Origin of the sequence: Kluyvera chengduensis (assembly GCF_044197065.1) — a bacterium.
In the GTDB taxonomy this organism is placed as follows: domain Bacteria; phylum Pseudomonadota; class Gammaproteobacteria; order Enterobacterales; family Enterobacteriaceae; genus Kluyvera; species Kluyvera ascorbata_C.
The window spans coordinates 758,777-779,273 of record NZ_JBIQOI010000002.1 but is presented as its reverse complement, the minus strand read 5'-3'; the positions used below and the strand labels follow the sequence as shown (position 1 = coordinate 779,273).

At 55.6% G+C, this 20,497-nt stretch carries 13 protein-coding genes; 10 read left to right on the top strand and 3 right to left on the bottom strand.

Annotated features, from left to right (window positions below; genetic code table 11):
- Nucleotides 1-10: 10 nt before the first annotated feature.
- The 3 genes from cydC to trxB all read right to left on the bottom strand — a co-directional run bounded on the left by cydC (nucleotide 11) and on the right by trxB (nucleotide 4,587).
- A complete protein-coding gene (gene cydC, locus ACH1XZ_RS09290; protein WP_395595303.1) occupies nucleotides 11-1,732 on the bottom strand; it encodes a heme ABC transporter ATP-binding protein/permease CydC in 1,722 nt (573 codons plus the stop codon).
- On the bottom strand, nucleotides 1,733-3,499 hold the full coding sequence (gene cydD, locus ACH1XZ_RS09285; protein WP_395595302.1) for a heme ABC transporter permease/ATP-binding protein CydD: 1,767 nt from the start codon (nucleotides 3,497-3,499) through the stop codon (nucleotides 1,733-1,735).
- 122 nt (nucleotides 3,500-3,621) lie between these two features.
- On the bottom strand, nucleotides 3,622-4,587 hold the full coding sequence (trxB, locus tag ACH1XZ_RS09280) for a thioredoxin-disulfide reductase (RefSeq protein WP_395595301.1): 966 nt from the start codon (nucleotides 4,585-4,587) through the stop codon (nucleotides 3,622-3,624).
- A gap of 550 nt (nucleotides 4,588-5,137) precedes the next feature.
- On the opposite strand from trxB, the gene lrp reads away from it, so the two are divergent.
- The 10 genes from lrp to ACH1XZ_RS09230 all read left to right on the top strand — a co-directional run bounded on the left by lrp (nucleotide 5,138) and on the right by ACH1XZ_RS09230 (nucleotide 20,471).
- On the top strand, nucleotides 5,138-5,632 hold the full coding sequence (gene lrp, locus ACH1XZ_RS09275; protein WP_000228469.1) for a leucine-responsive transcriptional regulator Lrp: 495 nt from the start codon (nucleotides 5,138-5,140) through the stop codon (nucleotides 5,630-5,632).
- A gap of 120 nt (nucleotides 5,633-5,752) precedes the next feature.
- On the top strand, nucleotides 5,753-9,775 hold the full coding sequence (gene ftsK / locus ACH1XZ_RS09270) for a DNA translocase FtsK (RefSeq protein ID WP_395595300.1): 4,023 nt from the start codon (nucleotides 5,753-5,755) through the stop codon (nucleotides 9,773-9,775).
- 122 nt (nucleotides 9,776-9,897) lie between these two features.
- Complete coding sequence (gene lolA, locus ACH1XZ_RS09265; protein WP_035896350.1) at nucleotides 9,898-10,509, top strand: outer membrane lipoprotein chaperone LolA; 612 nt, start codon at nucleotides 9,898-9,900, stop codon at nucleotides 10,507-10,509.
- Nucleotides 10,510-10,518: 9 nt separating this feature from the next.
- Nucleotides 10,519-11,862 (top strand): replication-associated recombination protein RarA, encoded by a 1,344-nt coding sequence (gene rarA, locus ACH1XZ_RS09260; protein ID WP_395595299.1) that lies wholly within the window; start codon nucleotides 10,519-10,521, stop codon nucleotides 11,860-11,862.
- Nucleotides 11,863-11,954: 92 nt separating this feature from the next.
- Nucleotides 11,955-13,247 (top strand): serine--tRNA ligase, encoded by a 1,293-nt coding sequence (serS, locus tag ACH1XZ_RS09255; RefSeq protein WP_395595298.1) that lies wholly within the window; start codon nucleotides 11,955-11,957, stop codon nucleotides 13,245-13,247.
- A 199-nt stretch (nucleotides 13,248-13,446) separates the two neighbouring features.
- Nucleotides 13,447-15,891, top strand: a complete 2,445-nt coding sequence (dmsA, locus tag ACH1XZ_RS09250) for a dimethylsulfoxide reductase subunit A (protein WP_395595297.1) — start codon at nucleotides 13,447-13,449, stop codon at nucleotides 15,889-15,891.
- Nucleotides 15,892-15,901: 10 nt separating this feature from the next.
- Nucleotides 15,902-16,519, top strand: a complete 618-nt coding sequence (locus ACH1XZ_RS09245; RefSeq protein ID WP_035892446.1) for a DMSO/selenate family reductase complex B subunit — start codon at nucleotides 15,902-15,904, stop codon at nucleotides 16,517-16,519.
- Nucleotide 16,520: 1 nt separating this feature from the next.
- Nucleotides 16,521-17,384 carry a dimethyl sulfoxide reductase anchor subunit family protein gene (locus tag ACH1XZ_RS09240; protein ID WP_395595296.1) on the top strand — a complete coding sequence of 288 codons (864 nt, stop codon included), beginning with the start codon at nucleotides 16,521-16,523 and terminating at the stop codon, nucleotides 17,382-17,384.
- Between the two features lie 263 nt (nucleotides 17,385-17,647).
- Nucleotides 17,648-18,799, top strand: coding sequence for an MFS transporter (locus ACH1XZ_RS09235; RefSeq protein ID WP_395595295.1), 1,152 nt, complete (start codon nucleotides 17,648-17,650; stop codon nucleotides 18,797-18,799).
- Nucleotides 18,800-19,049: 250 nt separating this feature from the next.
- Complete coding sequence (locus ACH1XZ_RS09230; RefSeq protein ID WP_395595294.1) at nucleotides 19,050-20,471, top strand: APC family permease; 1,422 nt, start codon at nucleotides 19,050-19,052, stop codon at nucleotides 20,469-20,471.
- The last annotated feature ends 26 nt before the right edge of the window (nucleotides 20,472-20,497 follow it).

The window sequence follows — 20,497 nt, the reverse complement described above, 5'->3', positions numbered from 1 at the left end:
TAATCATAGTCTACAGGCGCTGTTTAAACTGGTAGTAACGACCTTGTTTTGCCAGCAGTTCTGTATGATTACCTTGCTCAATTATTTGCCCGTTGTCCATGACAATTATCTGATTAAATCGCGCCAGTCCGCGCAGGCGGTGAGTCACCATCAGCAGCGTCTTATGACGCATCACGTCGGCCAGTAGTTCAAGGATCTGGCTCTCGGTGGTGGCATCTAACCCCTCTGTGGGTTCGTCCAGCATCATCAGTGGAGCATCATGCAACAGTGCACGCGCAATCCCCAGACGACGAAGCTCGCCGCCGGAAAGCTGACGGCCGCCTTCACCGAGCCAGCTGTTCAGACCGGCGTCTTCCAGCAGCTTTTCGAGCCCAGTACGACGCAGCACGTCACTGAGTGCTTCATCGCTTGCATCAGGTTTCGCCAGCAGTAGGTTATCGCGAAGCGTGGCGCTGAACAGGTGTACGCGCTGTGGTACCAGGCTGACGGTCTGACGAAGCGTCTGCTCGTCAAACTGGCGAAGCGGCGTGCCGTTAAGCTGAATCTCGCCCTGCTGAGGGTCCCAGGCGCGGGTAAGCAGCTGAAGCAGCGTCGATTTACCACAGCCGGTTCGGCCAAGAATCGCAATATGTTCGCCTGCGGAGATAGACAGCGTAAGGTTATCCAGCGCTGGCTGCGTCTGCTGCGGGTAAGTGAATGACACCTGAGTCAGCGTTAACGCCACCTGCTGTGGCCGCGCTACAGCTTGCTGCGGGAAGGTGACTTCTGGCTGCTGTTCGATAATCTGGCTGACGCGCAGCGCCGAGGCGATAACCTGCCCCAGGTGCTGGAACGCACCGGTGACCGGCGCGAGCGCCTCAAAGGCCGCCAGCGCACAGAAAACAAAGAGCGCAATCAGCGCGCCCGGCTGGCTGTTGGTGCCAACGCCACCTGCGGCGAGCCACAGCATGGAGACAACCGCAACGCCGCCAATCAGCAGCATCAGAGCCTGAGAGAGTGCGGTGAGTTCCGACTGACGACGCTGAGCGTCGTGCCAGTTGAGCTCGGTCTGTTCCATTTGTTTACGATAGTGCTGGCTGGCGTTAAAAATCGTCAGTTCAGCCTGACCTTGCAGCCAGCCGGTCAGCTGTTGGCGATACTGACCGCGCAGGGTGGTTAACTGCTCGCCGGTGGGTTTACCGGCGCGATAGAACAACGGCGGTAAGATAATCAGCGTGGCCAGCATAATGCCGCCGAGCGTCAACGCCAGGCCAACGTCCAGCAGGCTAAGCCCGGCCGTGACCACCAGAATAACCACCAATGCGCCAACCAACGGTGAAATGACGCGCAGATAGAGGTGATCGAGCGTATCGACGTCGGCCACCATACGGTTGAGCAGTTCGCCCTGACGAAAGCGTGCCAGCCCGGCAGGGGAGAGCGGCAGCAGCTTACTGAAGGTGAAAACGCGTAAATGCTGCAAGACGCGGAAGGTCGCATCGTGACTGACCAGACGTTCAAAATAGCGCCCGGCGGTACGAATAATCGCCGCGCCGCGCACGCCAGCGGCAGGCAGCATGTAGTTGAAGGTGTAAGCGCCCGCAAACCCGACTACCGCTGAGGCCGAGAGGAACCAGCCGGAAAGGGTCAGTAAGCCAATGCTCGCTAACAGCGTGACAATCGCCAGAATAATGCCCAGGCTGAGCAGCCACTTGTGACGTTTATAAAGCGCCAGATAAGGTAACAGTGCACGCATTTAGATCTCCTCCTGACGGCTGGCCAGTAGGCTCGTAAAGACGCCGTTAGCATCAACCAACTGCTGATACGTTCCCTGCTCAATAATCTGACCGTTCTCCATTACCCAGATAGTGTCCCACTCGGTAAGGCCTTCAAGCTGATGGGTTACCATCAACGTGGTTTGTTGGGTTGAGGCTTCGGTCAGCGCCTGCATGACGCGCTGTTCGCTGTGTGCATCCAGGCTGGCAGCAGGTTCATCCAGCAGCAGAAGACGGCAGGGGGCGAGCAGGGCCCGGGCCACGGCGACGCGCTGGGCCTGGCCGACGGACAGCCGTGCGGCCTGTTCACCTACGATGGTGTTGATACCGTCAGGTAGCTGCGGGAGAAATTCGCTGACCCAGGCTTTATCCAGCGCCTGCCGCAGCTGCTGTTCACTGGCATCAGGATTGCCGAGCAGCACGTTCTCACGCAGCGTGGACGCCGGAAGCTGCGGGTTTTGCCCAACCCAGCTCATCATGCGGTGCCAGCCTTCCGGGTGAAGGTTGCGTAATTCGATGCCGTTCACTTTCAGCGATCCGCTGTAGGGTAAGAAACCCGCCAGCGCATTCAGCAGCGAGCTTTTGCCGGAGCCGCTCAGACCTACCAGCACAGCGCGTTGACCGGCGTTAAGCGTGAAGTTCAGCGGCCCGACCAGTATTTTGCCTTCAGGTGAGGTGATAAACAGGTCTTTGGCACAAAGCGTGACCGGCTCGCTGGTGTCCAGTGTCTGGTCACCCTGCTCAGGATGCGCCAGCGGCGCTTCGAGGAACGTTTTCAGGCTGTCGGCAGCGCCAACGGCTTGTGCTTTAGCGTGATAGAAGGTGCCCAAATCCCGCAGCGGCTGGAAGAACTCTGGGGCCAGGATCAGCGCCAGGAAACCGGAGGAGAGCGTCACGGCGGTGCCGTAACTGCCGAAGTTCAGCTCGCCGAGATAAGAGAAGCCGAAATAGACCGCAACCAGCGCAATGGAGAGCGAGGTAAAGAATTCCAGCACGCCGGAGGAGAGGAAGGCCAGGCGCAGCACTTCCATCGTACGATGGCGGAAATCTTGCGACGCCTCGCGAATATTTTCCGTTTCCGCTTCGCCGCGGCCAAAGATACGCAGCGTATCCATACCACGCAGACGGTCAAGGAAGTGACCGCTCAGACGCGCCAGCGCCAGGAAGTTACGGCGGTTGGCATCGGCAGCGCCCATACCAACCAGCGCCATAAACAGCGGGATCAACGGCGCGGTGACTAGCAGAATAAGCGCCGCCGCCCAGTTTGAAGGGAAAATCGCCACGACGATAAGCAGGGGAACGCAGGCCGCCAGCGCCATCTGCGGCAGGTAGCGGGCGTAGTAATCGTGCATGTCATCGATTTGTTCGAGAATAAGCGTTGCCCAGCTCCCGGCAGGTTTCCCCTGAATCCAGGCTGGACCAGCCTGCTGAAGGCGGTCAAGCACCTGACGGCGGATTTCAAACCGAATCTGCTGCCCGGCGTGAAAACCGACGCGCTCGCGCAGCCAGACCACCCAAGCGCGCAGGATAAAGATCAGCACCAGTTGGATAAACGGCAGCAGCAATGCTTCTCGCGGGATGTTCTCCATAATCATATGGTGGAGAATGCGGGCAAGGAACCAGGCCTGGGCGATGATCAATACACCGCTAACGAAGCCGAGCAGACGGGAGGTCATCAACCAGCGGCGTGACAGGACGCTTTGCTGTTTGAGCCAGCGGGTGAGTTCTTGTTGGCGACTTTTATTCATTGGGCGCTTAGCAGGTGCTTATGGCTAATGGTTTCAGTTATGGGCGCGGCAATGTTACATCGCAGAAAAAATAAAGGCGACTTATCGTCGCCTTTTTTACTTTTGTTACTGACTTGTAAAGATTATTTGCACGCGTCAGCCAGACCGTCGAGATAGCGCTCAGCGTCCAGCGCGGCCATACAGCCGGTGCCTGCGGAGGTGATTGCCTGACGGTAAATGTGGTCCATTACGTCGCCTGCAGCAAACACACCAGGGATGCTGGTCTGGGTTGCGTTGCCGTGAATGCCGGACTGCACTTTGATATAGCCGTTTTCCAGCGCCAACTGACCTTCGAAAATAGCGGTATTCGGACTATGGCCGATGGCCACGAACAGGCCAGCGACTTCCAGTGATTCAATATCGTCGCTTTCGGTCGAACGCAGACGCAGACCGCTTACGCCCATCTGATCGCCGGTGACTTCTTCCAGCGTGCGATGGGTATGCAGCACGATATTGCCGCTTTCCACTTTATCCATAAGACGCTTAATCAGGATTTTTTCCGCGCGGAATGAATCACGACGGTGAATCAGATGCACTTCTGAGGCGATATTGGACAGATACAGCGCTTCTTCAACCGCGGTATTACCGCCGCCGATGACCGCGACTTTCTGATTACGGTAGAAGAAACCGTCGCAGGTTGCGCAGGCAGAGACGCCACGGCCTTTGAATGCTTCTTCCGATGGCAGCCCCAGGTAACGCGCAGACGCACCGGTAGCGATGATTAACGCATCGCAGGTGTACTCACCGCTGTCGCCGGTCAGGCGGAACGGACGGTTTTGCAGATCTACGCTGTGAATATGATCGAAAATAATTTCGGTCTCAAACTTAGTCGCGTGCTCGTGCATGCGTTCCATCAGCAGTGGACCGGTCAGGTCGCTTGGGTCGCCTGGCCAGTTTTCAACTTCGGTGGTGGTGGTCAGCTGACCGCCTTTTTCCAGCCCGGTAATCAGGACTGGTTGCAGGTTTGCGCGTGCAGCATAGACCGCAGCGGTGTATCCCGCAGGTCCAGAACCAAGGATTAACAACTTACTGTGTTTGGCCGTGCCCATGAGATCCCCATAATTGTTGGCAGACATTGTTCGCGATTGTAGGGAATTTGTAGGCGTAAAAAAAGGGTATAGCGATTTTGTTAGCGATATGTGTAATAGGATGAGTCGATTGATTGTCTATTTTAACATCAATAAATATAACTATTTCTACTGCCAGTCTCATGATTATAAGATGATTACATGTGAAACCGGACCCAGGATTCATGAATATGTGGCATGTTGTACTAAAAAAAGATGTTTTGCTTTGACAATCCCCTGTGCTTTTGCGACAACATTCAAGGAAGAAGAAAAGCAGTGTTTCGCGTGTGGTGAATTTTCATGCACGCAAATACCATTTTTACCCGGATCACTGAAATCTACGTATGGTGTGGACAGACATCATACGTGATGTCGGAGGGTGGCCGCGAGGCGCCGGGGCTTCTCATACGCATACCCTGGGATATACGTCGTTGCAGCAACAACGGCGCATTGAAATCGGGAGAAGGCTCTGAACAGTGAAGTGCACAGAGTCAAGACAGGAGTAGGGAAGGAATACAGAGAGACAATAATAATGGTAGATAGTAAAAAACGCCCTGGCAAAGATCTCGACCGCATCGACCGCAACATTCTCAATGAACTGCAAAAAGATGGGCGTATTTCGAACGTCGAGCTTTCCAAAAGAGTAGGACTTTCTCCGACCCCGTGCCTTGAGCGCGTACGTCGTCTGGAACGACAGGGTTTTATTCAGGGCTATACCGCGCTGTTAAACCCGCATTACCTGGATGCATCGCTGCTGGTATTCGTTGAGATTACTCTGAATCGCGGTGCGCCGGACGTGTTTGAACAATTTAACGCCGCTGTGCAAAAACTTGAAGAAATTCAAGAGTGTCACTTAGTATCCGGTGATTTCGACTATCTGTTGAAAACCCGTGTACCTGACATGTCAGCTTACCGTAAGCTTCTTGGCGAGACCCTGCTGCGCCTGCCAGGCGTAAACGACACCCGTACTTACGTCGTCATGGAAGAGGTCAAGCAGAGTAATCGTCTGGTAATTAAGACCCGCTAAAACGGAACAGGTGCAAAATCAGCGTAGTTTGATTACACTCCTGTTAATCCATACAGCAACAGTGTCGGCGCAATCTGGCACTGTTGTCCGTTTTAGCATTTGGCACCTGGAGAGCCTTTCTTGAGCCAGGAATATACAGAAGACAAAGAAGTCAAACTCACAAAACTCAGCAGCGGACGCCGGCTCCTTGAGGCGTTACTCCTTTTATGCGCCATTTTTGCCATCTGGTTAATGGCTGCACTACTGAGCTTCAATCCTTCCGATCCTAGCTGGTCACAAACGGCCTGGCACGAGCCTATCCACAATTTATGTGGCGCTTCCGGCGCATGGCTGGCTGACACGCTGTTCTTTATTTTTGGCGTGATGGCGTACACCATACCGGTGATCATCGTTGGTGGCTGCTGGTTTGCCTGGCGGCATCGTTCAAGCGAAGAGTACATTGACTACTTCGCCGTCTCGCTGCGCCTGATTGGCGTACTGGCAATCATCCTCACCTCATGCGGCCTTGCGGCGATAAACGCCGATGACATCTGGTACTTTGCCTCCGGCGGCGTGATTGGCAGCCTGCTCAGCACCGCGCTGCAGCCAATGCTGCACAGCAGCGGCGGGACCATTGCACTGCTCTGTATCTGGGCCGCGGGCCTGACGCTTTTCACCGGCTGGTCGTGGGTCAGCATTGCCGAGAAGATGGGCAGCTGGATCCTCAATATTCTGACGTTCGCCAGCAACCGAACCCGTCGTGATGATACCTGGGTCGATGAAGACGAGTACGAAGAAGAAGACGAATATGAAGACGACGGCGAGGAGACGCAGAAAGCGTCGCGTGAATCTCGTCGTGCGCGTATCTTACGTGGAGCGCTGGCTCGTCGTAAGCGTATTGCCGAAAAATTCTCCAATCCAATGGGTCGCAAAACGGATGAAGCGCTGTTTTCGGGGCGTCGTATGGACGAGCCGGAAGCCGCTGGTTATACCGCGCAGGTCGATCCTGATGATGTGCTGTTCTCGGGCGCCAGCGCCACCCGCGCCGCGGGATATGATGAATACGATCCGCTACTGAATGGACATTCTGTTACGGAAACCGTTGCGGCGGCTGGGGCGACTGCGTGGGTAGCCGATCCTGCACTAGCCGCCCCTTCAGTGAGCGAGCAGCCGGTTCCTACACCGGCCGTTGAATGGCAGGCCGTTCCAGCACCAACCCCGGTTGACCCAGTTATTGCGCCAGCGCCGGAAGGGTGGCCGCCGGTACAGCAACCGCAATATGCGCAGCCACAGCAGCCTGCTTACGAGCAACCGCAATATGCGCAGCCACAGCAGCCTGCTTACGAGCAGCCGCAGTATGCACAGCCACAGCAGCCAGCTTACGAGCAGCCGCAGTATGCCCAGCCTCAACAGCCTGCTTATGAGCAGCCGCAGTATGCACAGCCACAGCAGCCTGCTTATGAGCAGCCGCAGTATGCACAGCCACAGCAGCCTGCTTACGAGCAGCCGCAGTATGCCCAGCCTCAGCAGCCTGAGTATGAGCAGCCGCAGTATTCACAGCCTCAGCAAACTGCTTACGAGCAGCCATACTCTGCTGAACAGGATTATTTGAACGAACAGCAGGTTACACCAGCCCCCGTTGCTGAACCGGAACCTGTTGTAGAGGAAGACGTTAAGCCTGCACATCGTCCGCCGCTGTACTACTTCGAAGAAGTGGAAGAGAAACGTGCGCGCGAACGTGAACAGCTGGCAGCATGGTATCAACCGATCCCGGAACCGCTGGCACCAATGGAACAACGCGCATCCTCCACGCCGTCTGTTCCGGTTTCTGCGCCAGAACCTTCTGCCGCGGTAGCGCCGGTGGCAGCGAGCGTACGCCATGCAGCAGCCGCTGCCGGAACCGCCGCAGCCGCGGCAGCCTCAGCACCGCTGTTTAGCCCTGCAGAAGGGCCGCGCGCGCAGGTTAAAGAGGGCATTGGCCCGCAGCTGCCGCGCCCTAACCGAGTCCGCGTACCAACGCGCCGTGAGCTCGCATCTTATGGTATTAAGCTGCCTTCCCAGCGGATGGCGGAAGAGCGGGCGGCTCGCGAGGCAGAACGCTATCAGCATGATGATAGCAACCCGATGACTGACGATGAAGCCGACGCTATGCAGCAGGATGCGCTGGCTCGCCAGTTTGCCGCCTCGCAGCAGCAGCGTTATGGTGAAGCGGAAAGTCATGATGGTTTCGTGTCTGACGACGATGATGCGGATACGGCGGCTGAAGCTGAACTGGCGCGCCAGTTTGCGGCTTCTCAGCAGAACCGTTACGCCAGCGAGCAGCCGGAAGGCGCGCATCCGTTCTCACTCGACGATTTTGAATTCTCACCGATGAAAACCCTGGTGGATGATACGCCGAGGGCACCTTTGTTTACGCCGAGCGTGATGCCGGAACCTACCGTAACGCCGCCGCCTCAACCGCAGCAGCCGTCGCAGTACGCTCAGGGCCATCACCAGACTCAACAGCCACCGCAGCATGTGCAGGGCTATCATCAGCCGCAGCAGCAGTATGCGCAGCCTCAGCAACAATTTGCACAGCCGCCACAACAGCAGCCTGTGCAGCAGCCGGTAACGCCGCCGCAGGAGAGCCTGATTCACCCGCTGCTCATGCGTAACGGCGACGATCGTCCGCTGCAGAAGCCGACAACGCCGCTGCCGTCGTTAGATCTGTTAACGCCGCCGCCAACGGAAGTGGAGCCGGTAGATACCTTCGCGCTGGAACAGATGGCGCGTCTGGTTGAGACTCGTCTGGCCGATTATCGCATTAAAGCGGACGTCGTGAACTACTCTCCGGGTCCGGTCATTACCCGCTTCGAGCTGAACCTGGCGCCTGGCGTGAAGGCGGCACGAATTTCTAACCTGTCTCGTGACCTGGCGCGATCGCTCTCGACCGTTGCGGTACGCGTGGTGGAAGTGATTCCGGGTAAACCGTACGTTGGTCTGGAACTGCCGAACAAAAAGCGTCAGACCGTCTACCTGCGTGAAGTGCTCGACTGCGATAAATTCCGTGATAACCCATCACCGTTGACCGTAGTGCTGGGTAAAGATATTGCCGGTGAGCCGGTGGTTGCCGATCTCGCCAAAATGCCACACCTGCTGGTTGCCGGTACAACCGGTTCCGGTAAGTCCGTCGGCGTGAACGCCATGATCCTCAGCATGCTCTACAAAGCGCAGCCTGAAGACGTGCGTTTCATCATGATCGACCCGAAAATGCTGGAACTGTCGGTCTACGAAGGGATCCCGCATCTGTTGACTGAAGTGGTCACCGACATGAAGGATGCGGCCAACGCCCTGCGCTGGAGCGTCAACGAAATGGAGCGTCGCTATAAACTGATGTCGGCGCTTGGCGTGCGAAATCTTGCCGGCTATAACGATAAGATTGCTGAAGCGGCGCGCATGGGCCGTCCGATTCCGGATCCATACTGGAAACCGGGCGACAGCATGGATGCAACGCATCCGGTGCTGGAAAAACTGCCGTACATCGTGGTGCTGGTTGATGAATTTGCCGACCTGATGATGACCGTCGGTAAGAAGGTGGAAGAGCTGATCGCCCGCCTGGCGCAGAAAGCGCGTGCCGCGGGTATCCACCTGGTTCTGGCAACTCAGCGTCCGTCGGTGGATGTGATAACTGGCCTTATCAAGGCCAACATCCCGACGCGTATCGCGTTTACCGTCTCGAGTAAAATTGACTCCCGTACCATTCTTGACCAGGGCGGCGCTGAGTCGCTGCTGGGAATGGGTGATATGCTCTACGCTGGCCCTAACTCCAACAACCCGGTGCGCGTTCACGGGGCGTTTGTCCGTGACCAGGAAGTGCATGCGGTGGTTCAGGACTGGAAGGCTCGCGGTCGTCCGCAGTATGTTGATGGCATCACCTCCGACAGCGAAAGCGAAGGCGGCGGCGGTGGCTTTGATGGCGGTGAAGAGCTGGATCCACTGTTCGATCAGGCGGTCAACTTTGTGACCCAGAAACGCAAAGCGTCGATCTCTGGCGTACAGCGCCAGTTCCGCATTGGCTACAACCGCGCTGCACGAATTATCGAACAGATGGAAGCGCAGGGGATCGTCAGCGAGCAGGGGCACAACGGCAACCGTGAGGTGCTGGCACCGCCGCCGTTCGATTGATTGCAAAGATGGGTAAATTAGTAAAAATTCAGTATTTTCTTCTGTCACCACTCTGGGCGAAGTCTTAGAGTGAGTGCCAGAGGCTCTCCTGCCGGGAGCATGAAGCTATTTAAGGATTAATAATGAAAAAAATCGCGATCACGTGTGCATTACTTTCCAGCTTTGTTGTCAGCAGCGTATGGGCTGATGCCGCAGGCGACCTGAAAAGCCGCCTGGATAAAGTCAGCAGCTTCCACGCCAGCTTCACCCAAAAAGTGACCGACGGCAGCGGTAATGCGGTGCAGGAAGGCCAGGGTGATCTGTGGGTAAAACGCCCGAACCTGTTTAACTGGCACATGACGCAGCCGGATGAAAGCATTCTGGTGTCTGACGGTAAAACGCTGTGGTTCTACAATCCGTTTGTTGAACAGGCGACGGCAACCTGGCTGAAAGATGCGACGGGCAATACGCCGTTTATGCTGATTGCCCGTAACCAGGCCAGCGATTGGCAGCAGTATAATATTCAGCAGACCGGCGATGACTTTGTGCTGACGCCGCGCGGCAGCAACGGCAACCTGAAGAAATTCACGATTAACGTTGGCCGTGATGGCACGATTCATCAGTTCAGCGCCATCGAGCAGGACGATCAGCGCAGCAGTTACCAGCTGAAATCGCAGCAAAATGGTGCGATAGAAGCGTCCAAATTCACCTTTACACCGCCGCAGGGCGTGACGGTGGACGATCAGCGTAAGTAAGAGGCAGGCGTGGGCAATTTGTCGCTCGATTTTTCTGATAATACCTTCCAACCTCTGGCCGCACGTATGCGGCCAGAAAACTTAGCGCAGTATATCGGCCAGCAGCATCTGCTGGCTGCTGGCAAACCGCTGCCGCGCGCTATTGAAGCCGGACACCTGCATTCGATGATCCTTTGGGGGCCGCCGGGTACGGGGAAAACGACGCTGGCGGAAGTGATTGCTCGCTACGCGAATGCCGATGTTGAGCGAATCTCTGCTGTCACCTCCGGGGTGAAAGAGATTCGTGAAGCCATCGAGCGTGCCCGACAGAACCGCAACGCTGGTCGCCGTACCATTCTGTTCGTCGATGAAGTTCACCGCTTCAACAAAAGCCAGCAGGATGCTTTCCTGCCGCACATTGAAGACGGCACCATCACGTTTATTGGCGCAACTACCGAAAATCCCTCGTTTGAGCTCAACTCGGCGCTGCTCTCCCGCGCTCGCGTTTACCTGCTGAAATCCCTGACCACCGAAGATATTGAGCAGGTACTGAGTCAAGCCATGGAAGACAAGGCGCGTGGCTACGGCGGGCAGGATATTGTTCTGCCGGACGACACCCGCCGCGCGATTGCTGAACTGGTCAACGGCGATGCCCGTCGTGCGCTCAATACGCTCGAAATGATGGCTGATATGGCGGAGTTGGATGATGCTGGCAAGCGCGTCTTGCAGCCTCAGCTTTTGACCGAAATCGCCGGTGAGCGCAGCGCTCGCTTTGATAACAAAGGCGACCGCTTCTATGACCTGATTTCGGCGCTGCATAAATCGGTACGCGGCAGCGCGCCCGATGCGGCGCTCTACTGGTACGCCCGCATTATCAGCGCGGGCGGCGATCCGCTCTATGTCGCACGTCGTTGCCTTGCCATTGCTTCAGAAGATGTCGGCAACGCCGACCCACGCGCGATGCAGGTAGCGATTTCCGCCTGGGACTGCTTCACCCGCGTCGGTCCGGCGGAAGGGGAGCGCGCCATTGCACAGGCGATTGTTTACCTGGCCTGCGCACCGAAAAGCAACGCCGTCTATACCGCTTTTAAAGCTGCAATGGCCGATGCTCGGGAACGCCCGGATTACGACGTACCGGTGCATCTGCGAAACGCGCCAACCAAACTGATGAAAGAGATGGGTTACGGGCAGGAATATCGTTATGCCCACGACGAGCCAAACGCGTACGCCGCTGGCGAAGAGTATTTCCCCAGCGAAATGGCACAAACGCGCTACTATCACCCGACCAACCGAGGTCTTGAAGGCAAGATTGGCGAAAAGCTCGCCTGGCTCGCTGAACAGGATCAAAATAGCCGCACAAAACGCTACCGCTAGTGCAGTCGTTGCGGTAATGTTGTCGATGTACCTCTGTGACCACGGGCTGTGGTCGCATACTCCACTTTCAATTCGATAAGCATAGGATAAGCATGCTCGATCCCAATCTGCTGCGTACAGAGCCAGACGCAGTCGCAGAAAAACTGGCACGCCGGGGCTTTAAGCTGGATGTAGATAAACTTCGCGCTCTTGAAGAGCGTCGTAAAGTACTGCAGGTAGAAACTGAAAATCTGCAGGCAGAGCGTAACTCGCGATCGAAATCCATCGGCCAGGCGAAAGCACGCGGGGAAGACATTGAGCCTTTACGCCTGGAAGTGAACAAGCTTGGCGAACAACTTGATGCCGCTAAATCAGAACTGGATGTTCTGCTGGCTGAGATTCGCGATATTGCGCTGACTATCCCGAACATCCCGCATGATGATGCACCGGTAGGCCGTGACGAAAACGACAACGTTGAAGTTAGCCGCTGGGGCACGCCGCGTGAATTCGATTTCGAAATCCGCGACCATGTTACGCTGGGTGAAATGCACAGCGGGCTGGACTTTGCTGCTGCCGTTAAGCTGACCGGTTCACGTTTCGTCGTGATGAAAGGCCAGATTGCCCGTATGCACCGCGCATTGGCGCAGTTCATGCTGGATCTGCACACCGAACAGCACGGCTATAGTGAAAACTATGTGCCTTACCTGGTAAACCAGGACACGCTGTACGGCACCGGTCAACTGCCGAAATTTGCTGGCGACCTGTTCCATACTCGTCCGCTGGAAGAAGAAGCAGACAGCAGCAACTACGCGCTGATCCCAACGGCAGAAGTGCCGCTGACCAACCTGGTGCGCGATGAAATCATCGATGAAGACGATCTGCCGATCAAAATGACTGCGCACACGCCGTGCTTCCGCTCTGAAGCGGGTTCCTACGGCCGTGACACTCGTGGTCTGATTCGTATGCACCAGTTCGACAAAGTTGAAATGGTGCAGATCGTTCGTCCAGAAGATTCTATGGAAGCGCTGGAAGAGATGACCGGTCACGCGGAAAAAGTCCTGCAATTGCTGGGTCTGCCGTACCGTAAAATCATTCTGTGCACCGGTGATATGGGCTTCGGCGCTTGCAAAACCTATGACCTCGAAGTCTGGGTTCCCGCGCAGAATACCTACCGTGAGATCTCCTCTTGCTCTAACGTCTGGGACTTCCAGGCGCGCCGCATGCAGGCTCGCTGCCGCAGCAAATCCGACAAGAAAACGCGCCTCGTGCACACCCTGAACGGGTCTGGCCTGGCCGTAGGTCGTACGCTGGTTGCCGTGCTGGAAAACTACCAGCAGGCAGATGGCCGTATCGAAGTACCTGAAGTACTGCGTCCATACATGAACGGTCTGGAATACATCGGTTAATCCTACCGTTTTACAAAAAAAGCGCCGCAAGGCGCTTTTTTTATATCCGCATTGATACCGAACAATACCTCTCCTGGTAGAACGTTTAATACTCCCTTCTAAGTACCACCAGCATATAAAACTATAATAACAGTATTTCGTTATATAAATAACTATATAGCGGATGATGTTTTCAATGTTAGCAATGAAGTGAGAGTCCATGAAAACTGAAACCCCCGATGCTTTATTGGCAACCGAGGTCAGCCGTCGTGGTTTGATGAAAACCACGGCCATTGGCGGACTGGCGATGGCCAGCAGTGCGTTTACGCTTCCCTTCAGCCGCATCGTGAATGCCGCGGAGGCGATTGCGCCTGCTACGGCGCCAGAGCGCGTAACCTGGAGTGCGTGTACGGTTAACTGTGGAAGTCGCTGCCCGCTGCGCATGCATGTTGTCGATGGCGAGATTAAATACGTCGAAACGGATAATACCGGTGATGATAACTACGACGGCCTGCATCAGGTTCGCGCCTGTCTGCGTGGTCGTTCTATGCGTCGTCGTGTCTATAATCCCGATCGTCTGAAGTACCCGATGAAGCGGGTAGGTAAGCGTGGCGAAGGTAAATTCGAACGCATCAGCTGGGAAGAAGCTTTTGATACCATTGCCGACAACATGAAGCGGCTGATTAAAGATTACGGTAACGAATCTATCTATCTCAACTACGGTACCGGTACCCTTGGCGGTACGCTGACCCGTTCCTGGCCGCCGGGAAAAACCCTGGTTGCACGCTTGATGAACTGCTGCGGCGGTTATCTGAACCACTATGGTGACTACTCTTCTGCGCAGATTGCCGCGGGCCTGAATTATACCTACGGTGGCTGGGCCGACGGCAACAGCCCATCAGATATCGAAAATAGTAAGCTGGTCGTGCTGTTTGGTAACAACCCTGGCGAAACGCGTATGAGCGGCGGTGGGGTGACGTACTACCTGGAGCAGGCGCGGCAGAAATCGAATGCACGCATGATCATTGTCGATCCACGCTATACCGATACCGGTGCTGGGCGTGAAGATGAGTGGATCCCAATCCGCCCAGGTACCGATGCGGCGCTGGTTTCGGCGCTGGCGTGGGTGATGATCACCGAAAATCTGGTCGATCAGCCGTTCCTCGATAAATACTGCGTTGGCTACGACGAGAAAACGCTGCCGGAAGGTGCACCGGCAAACGGTCACTATAAAGCCTACATTCTGGGACAAGGCAGCGATGCTACGGCGAAAACGCCGGAGTGGGCCGCGACCATTACCGGTATTCCTGCTGAGCGTATCGTGAAACTGGCGCGCGAAATTGCGCTGGCTAAACCAGCCTATATTTCCCAGGGCTGGGGCCCTCAGCGTCATGCTAATGGCGAAATTGCTACCCGTGCTATCTCCATGCTGTCGATTCTGACCGGTAACGTCGGGATCAACGGCGGCAACAGCGGCGCACGTGAGGGCTCCTATGAGGTGCCGTTTGAGCGTATGCCTACGCTGGAAAACCCGGTACAGACCAGCATTTCCATGTTTATGTGGACCGATGCAATCGTCCGCGGTCCGGAAATGACCGCGCTGCGCGACGGTGTGCGTGGCAAAGACAAGCTGGATGTGCCGATCAAAATGATCTGGAACTATGCCGGAAACTGCCTGATTAACCAGCACTCTGAAATCAACCGCACCCATGAAATTCTGCAGGATGATAAGAAGTGCGAAATGATTGTGGTGATTGACTGCCACATGACATCGTCGGCGAAATATGCCGATATCCTGCTGCCAGACTGTACCGCGTCTGAACAGATGGATTTCGCGATGGATGCTTCCTGCGGAAACATGTCCTACGTTATCTTTACCGATCAGGTCATCAAACCGCGTTTTGAGTGCAAAACGATCTATGAGATGACTACTGAGCTGGCGAAACGTATGGGCGTCGAGCAGCAGTTTACCGAAGGGCGGACGCAGGAAGGATGGATGCGTCATCTGCATGAGCTCTCTCGTCAGGCCGTGCCGGAACTGCCGGACTTCGATACCTTCCGTAAGCAGGGCATCTTCAAGCAGCGTGACCCGGAAGGGCATCACGTCGCCTATAAAGCCTTCCGTGAAGATCCACAGGCCAATCCGCTGACCACGCCGTCAGGGAAAATTGAAATCTACTCGCAGGAACTGGCAAAAATTGCCGCGACCTGGGAACTGGCCGAAGGCGATGTTATCGATCCGTTACCGATCTACACCCCAGGCTTTGAAAACTACAACGATCCGCTGGCGGAGAAATTCCCGCTGCAGCTGACCGGTTTCCACTACAAAGCTCGCGTTCACTCGACTTACGGCAACGTTGATGTGCTGAAAGCGGCCTGTCGTCAGGAGATGTGGATCAACCCGCTGGATGCGAAGAAACGCGGCATCGCCAATGGCGATCGCATACGTATCTTTAACGACCGTGGGGAAGTGCATATTGAAGCTAAGGTAACGCCGCGCATGATGCCGGGCATCGTCGCGCTGGGTGAGGGTGCCTGGTACAACCCGGATTCCGGACGTATCGACCAGGCGGGCTGCATTAACGTGCTGACCACTCAACGCCCATCGCCGTTGGCGAAAGGCAACCCATCGCATACGAACCTTGTCCAGGTTGAGAAGGTGTAAGGAGTAACCGATGACTACCCAATATGGCTTTTTTATTGACTCCGCGCGTTGCACCGGTTGTAAAACCTGCGAGCTGGCGTGTAAAGATTACAAAGACTTAACTCCGGACGTCAGCTTCCGTCGTATCTACGAATACGCGGGCGGCGACTGGCAGGAAGATAACGGCGTCTGGAACCAGAACGTCTTTGCCTATTACCTGTCCATCGCCTGTAACCACTGCGAAGACCCTGCCTGTACCAAAGTGTGCCCGAGCGGCGCGATGCACAAACGTGAAGATGGCTTTGTGGTCGTCAACGAAGATGTCTGCATCGGCTGCCGCTACTGTCACATGGCCTGCCCGTACGGCGCGCCGCAGTACAACGAAGCCAAAGGTCACATGACCAAATGCGATGGCTGTCATGAGCGTGTAGCAGAAGGCAAGAAACCGATTTGCGTGGAATCCTGCCCGTTGCGCGCGTTGGATTTCGGCCCTATCGAAGAGCTGCGTCAGAAGCACGGTACGCTGGCGGCGGTTGCTCCGCTGCCTTCTGCTCACTTCACTAAGCCAAGCATTGTGATTAAACCTAACGCCAATGCACGTCCGTGCGGCGATACCACTGGCTATCTGGCCAATCCGAAGGAGGTGTGAGATGGGTAGTGGATGGCATGAATGGCCGTTGATGATCTTCACGGTCTTTGGGCAGTGTGTAGCTGGCGGATTTATCGTCCTGGCGCTGGCGTTAATCAAGGGGCAACTCCCTCGTGAACAGCAGCAGCGCGTAGTACTGAGCATGTTTGCGCTGTGGGTGTTGATGGGCATTGGCTTTGTTGCATCAACGCTGCACCTCGGTTCGCCAATGCGCGCCTTTAACTCGCTGAACCGCGTGGGGGCTTCCTCGCTGAGTAACGAAATTGCCAGCGGCGCAATCTTCTTTGCTGTCGGCGGTATTGGCTGGCTGCTGGCGGTCACCAACAAGCTTTCCTGTGCGTTGCGCAGCGTGTGGCTGGTGGTGACCATGGTGCTGGGAGTGGTGTTTGTCTGGATGATGGTGCGTGTCTATAACACCATCGATACCGTGCCAACCTGGTTCACCATCTGGACGCCGCTGAGCTTCTTCCTGACGCTGTTTATCGGCGGCCCGCTGCTCGGTTATCTGCTGTTACGCTGGGCAGGCGTTGAAGGCTGGGGCATGCGTCTGCTGCCGGTTATTAGCCTTGCTGCGCTGGTGGTGAGCGTGATTGTCACCACGATGCAGGGTGTAGAGCTGGCGTCGATTCAGAGCTCAATCCAGCAAGCTTCCGCGCTGGTGCCTGACTACGGCTCGCTGATGGCGTGGCGTATCGTGGCAATCGCTCTGGCGCTGGTCTGCTGGGTCGCACCACAGCTTAAAGGCTATCAGCCCGCGTTACCGTTGCTGAGCCTGGCGTTTGTGCTGGTGCTGGTCGGTGAGATGATTGGCCGTGGCGTATTCTATGGTCTGCATATGACCGTCGGCATGGCGGTAGCCAGCTAAGCAAAATAAGTCGCCAGGGCAGGTTTGCCCTGGCACTTTTTGTCCATGAATTTTTTCGACTGAACCTTCATCCTGCAATTCTGCTATTTCTCAATGAAAACAATCTAATAAATAAACTTAAACGCGGCTTATCGTTGCGTTGAATAAGAAACGTCAATCGTTAAGCCAGAAAGCCTTCTATCGTTGAAATCAGGTGGATTGACAATGTTTTTGGCAGTGGCATGATGCGCACGAAATCTGTCTATCCTCACGGTTTTGAACCCATGTCCACCTATACTCGCCCAGTGCTATTGCTGCTCTGCGGCCTACTGTTATTGACGCTGGCGATCGCGGTATTAAACACGCTCGTCCCGCTTTGGCTCGCCCATGAAAATCTGCCTACCTGGCAGGTGGGGGTGGTGAGCTCGTCCTATTTTACCGGCAACCTGGTTGGCACCATGCTCACCGGGCGGCTGATTAAGCGCCTTGGTTTTAATTACAGCTACTACATCGCCTCGCTGATTTTTGCCGCGGGCTGCGTGGGGCTGGGCTTTATGGTGGGCTTCTGGAGCTGGATGTTCTGGCGCTTTATCGCGGGCGTTGGCTGCGCCATGATTTGGGTGGTGGTGGAGAGCGCGCTGATGTGCAGCGGCACCTCACGCAATCGCGGTCGCCTGCTGGCGGCCTATATGATGATGTATTACATCGGTACCGTGCTGGGCCAGGTTATCGTCAGCAAATTGCCGACGGATATGGCAACCATTCTCCCACTGATGACCGGCGTGGTGCTGGCAGGCATTTTGCCGCTGTTGTTTACCCGTATTGTGAACCAGAAAGACGACGCTCAGGATGAAAGTGCACGTGTCTGGCCAATGTTCAAACTGCGTCAGGCTCGTTTGGGCGTAAATGGCTGCATTATTTCCGGGATTGTCCTGGGCTCGCTGTATGGCCTGATGCCACTGTATCTGAACCACCGTGGCGTCAGTGACTCCGGGATTGGCTTCTGGATGGCGGTGATGGTCAGCGCGGGGATCCTCGGTCAATGGCCGATTGGTCGGTTGGCAGACCGCTATGGGCGCCTGATGGTGCTGCGCGTTCAGGTCTTCGTGGTCATTATTGGCTGCTTAGGCATGTTGAGTCAGGCTGCGATGGCACCGGCGCTGTTTATCCTTGGCGCTGCGGGCTTCACGTTGTATCCGGTGGCGATGGCCTGGGCCTGTGAGAAGGTGGAGCATCATCAGCTCGTCTCGATGAACCAGGCGCTGCTGCTGAGCTATACCATTGGTAGCCTGGTGGGGCCGTCGTTGACGGCAATGCTGATGCAAAGCTATTCCGACAACCTGCTGTTTATCATGATTGCCGGGGTATCGTTTGTGTATCTGATGATGCTGCTGCGCAAAGCCGGACATCATCCTACCCCAGTGGCTCACGCCTGATCCTGCTGACGCGTTATGGCAACATGACGCGTCATTCTTTCCTGCATCGCTATACTCAGGTTTGCCACGTCGCTTTCGCGTAGGTGGGGGCGAGCCTATATTCTCCTGACTTCCGGACAATAAACCCGATTAAATGTGCGAGATGTTGTAATTTTGCACGCCCGAGTTACCCATTTTGGATTAGTGCTCGCATAATCATCCGTCGATAAAAATCGCATTCGCGAACAATAACATTCAAGGAACGGAGCTTATGGCAGGCGAACAAGAAAAGCAGCTGCGGTGGTATAACATCGCGCTGATGTCGTTTATTACGGTTTGGGGTTTTGGCAACGTCGTCAACAACTACGCCAACCAGGGGCTGGTGGTTGTTTTCTCATGGCTGTTTATCTTCGCGCTTTATTTCACGCCTTATGCGCTTATCGTCGGCCAGCTTGGTTCGACCTTTAAGGATGGGAAGGGGGGCGTTAGTACCTGGATTAAAAATACGATGGGGCCGGGGCTGGCGTATCTGGCTGCCTGGACTTACTGGGTCGTCCACATTCCTTATCTGGCGCAGAAGCCGCAGGCCATTCTGATTGCGCTGGGCTGGGCGATAAAGGGAAATGGCTCGCTTATCACCGAGTACGGCGTGGTGGCGCTTCAGGGCTTTACGCTGGCGCTTTTCGTCTTCTTCATGTGGGTGGCATCCCGAGGGATGAAATCGCTGAAGCTGGTAGGGTCGATTGCCGGGATCGCCATGTTCGTGATGTCGCTGCTGTACGTGGTGATGGCGGTGACGGCACCGGCTATCACCGAGGTGAAAATCGCCACCAGCAATATCACCTGGCAAACCTTTATTCCGCATTTTGACTTCACCTATATCACTACCATTTCGATGCTGGTATTTGCCGTGGGCGGAGCGGAAAAAATCTCACCTTATGTAAACAACACCCGAAATCCGGGCAAAGAATTTCCGCGCGGAATGATCTTCCTGGCGGTGATGGTTGCCGTGTGCGCCATCCTCGGTTCGTTGGCGATGGGGATGATGTTCGACTCAAACAACATCCCTAACGACCTGATGGCGAATGGCCAGTACTACGCGTTCCAGAAACTGGGCGATTATTACCATATGGGCAACACCCTGATGGTAATTTATGCCATCGCGAACACCCTGGGGCAGATTGCGGCATTGGTGTTTTCGATTGATGCACCGCTGAAGGTACTGCTCAGTGATGCCGACAGTCGCTATATCCCACAGAAGCTCTGCAAAACCAATGCGTCGGGTACACCGGTAAATGGCTATCTATTAACGCTGGTGCTGGTGGCGCTGCTGATTATGCTGCCGACGCTTGGCATCGGTGATATGAACGACCTCTACAAATGGCTGTTGAATCTGAACTCGGTGGTCATGCCGCTGCGCTATCTGTGGGTGTTCGTCGCGTTTATCGCAGTGATTCGTCTGGGGCAGAAATACCAGTCGGAGTATGTCTTTATCCGTAATCGTTCACTGGCAATGACGGTGGGCGTATGGTGCTTCATGTTTACCGCGTTTGCCTGTCTGACCGGTATTTTCCCGAAAATGACCGCCTTTACGCCTGAGTGGGCATTCCAGCTGTCGCTTAACGTGGCGACACCGTTTGTGTTGGTGGGACTGGGGTTGATCTTCCCGCTTCTGGCGCGCAAAAAGCACTAAAAGAAAACCCGGCAAAAAGCCGGGTT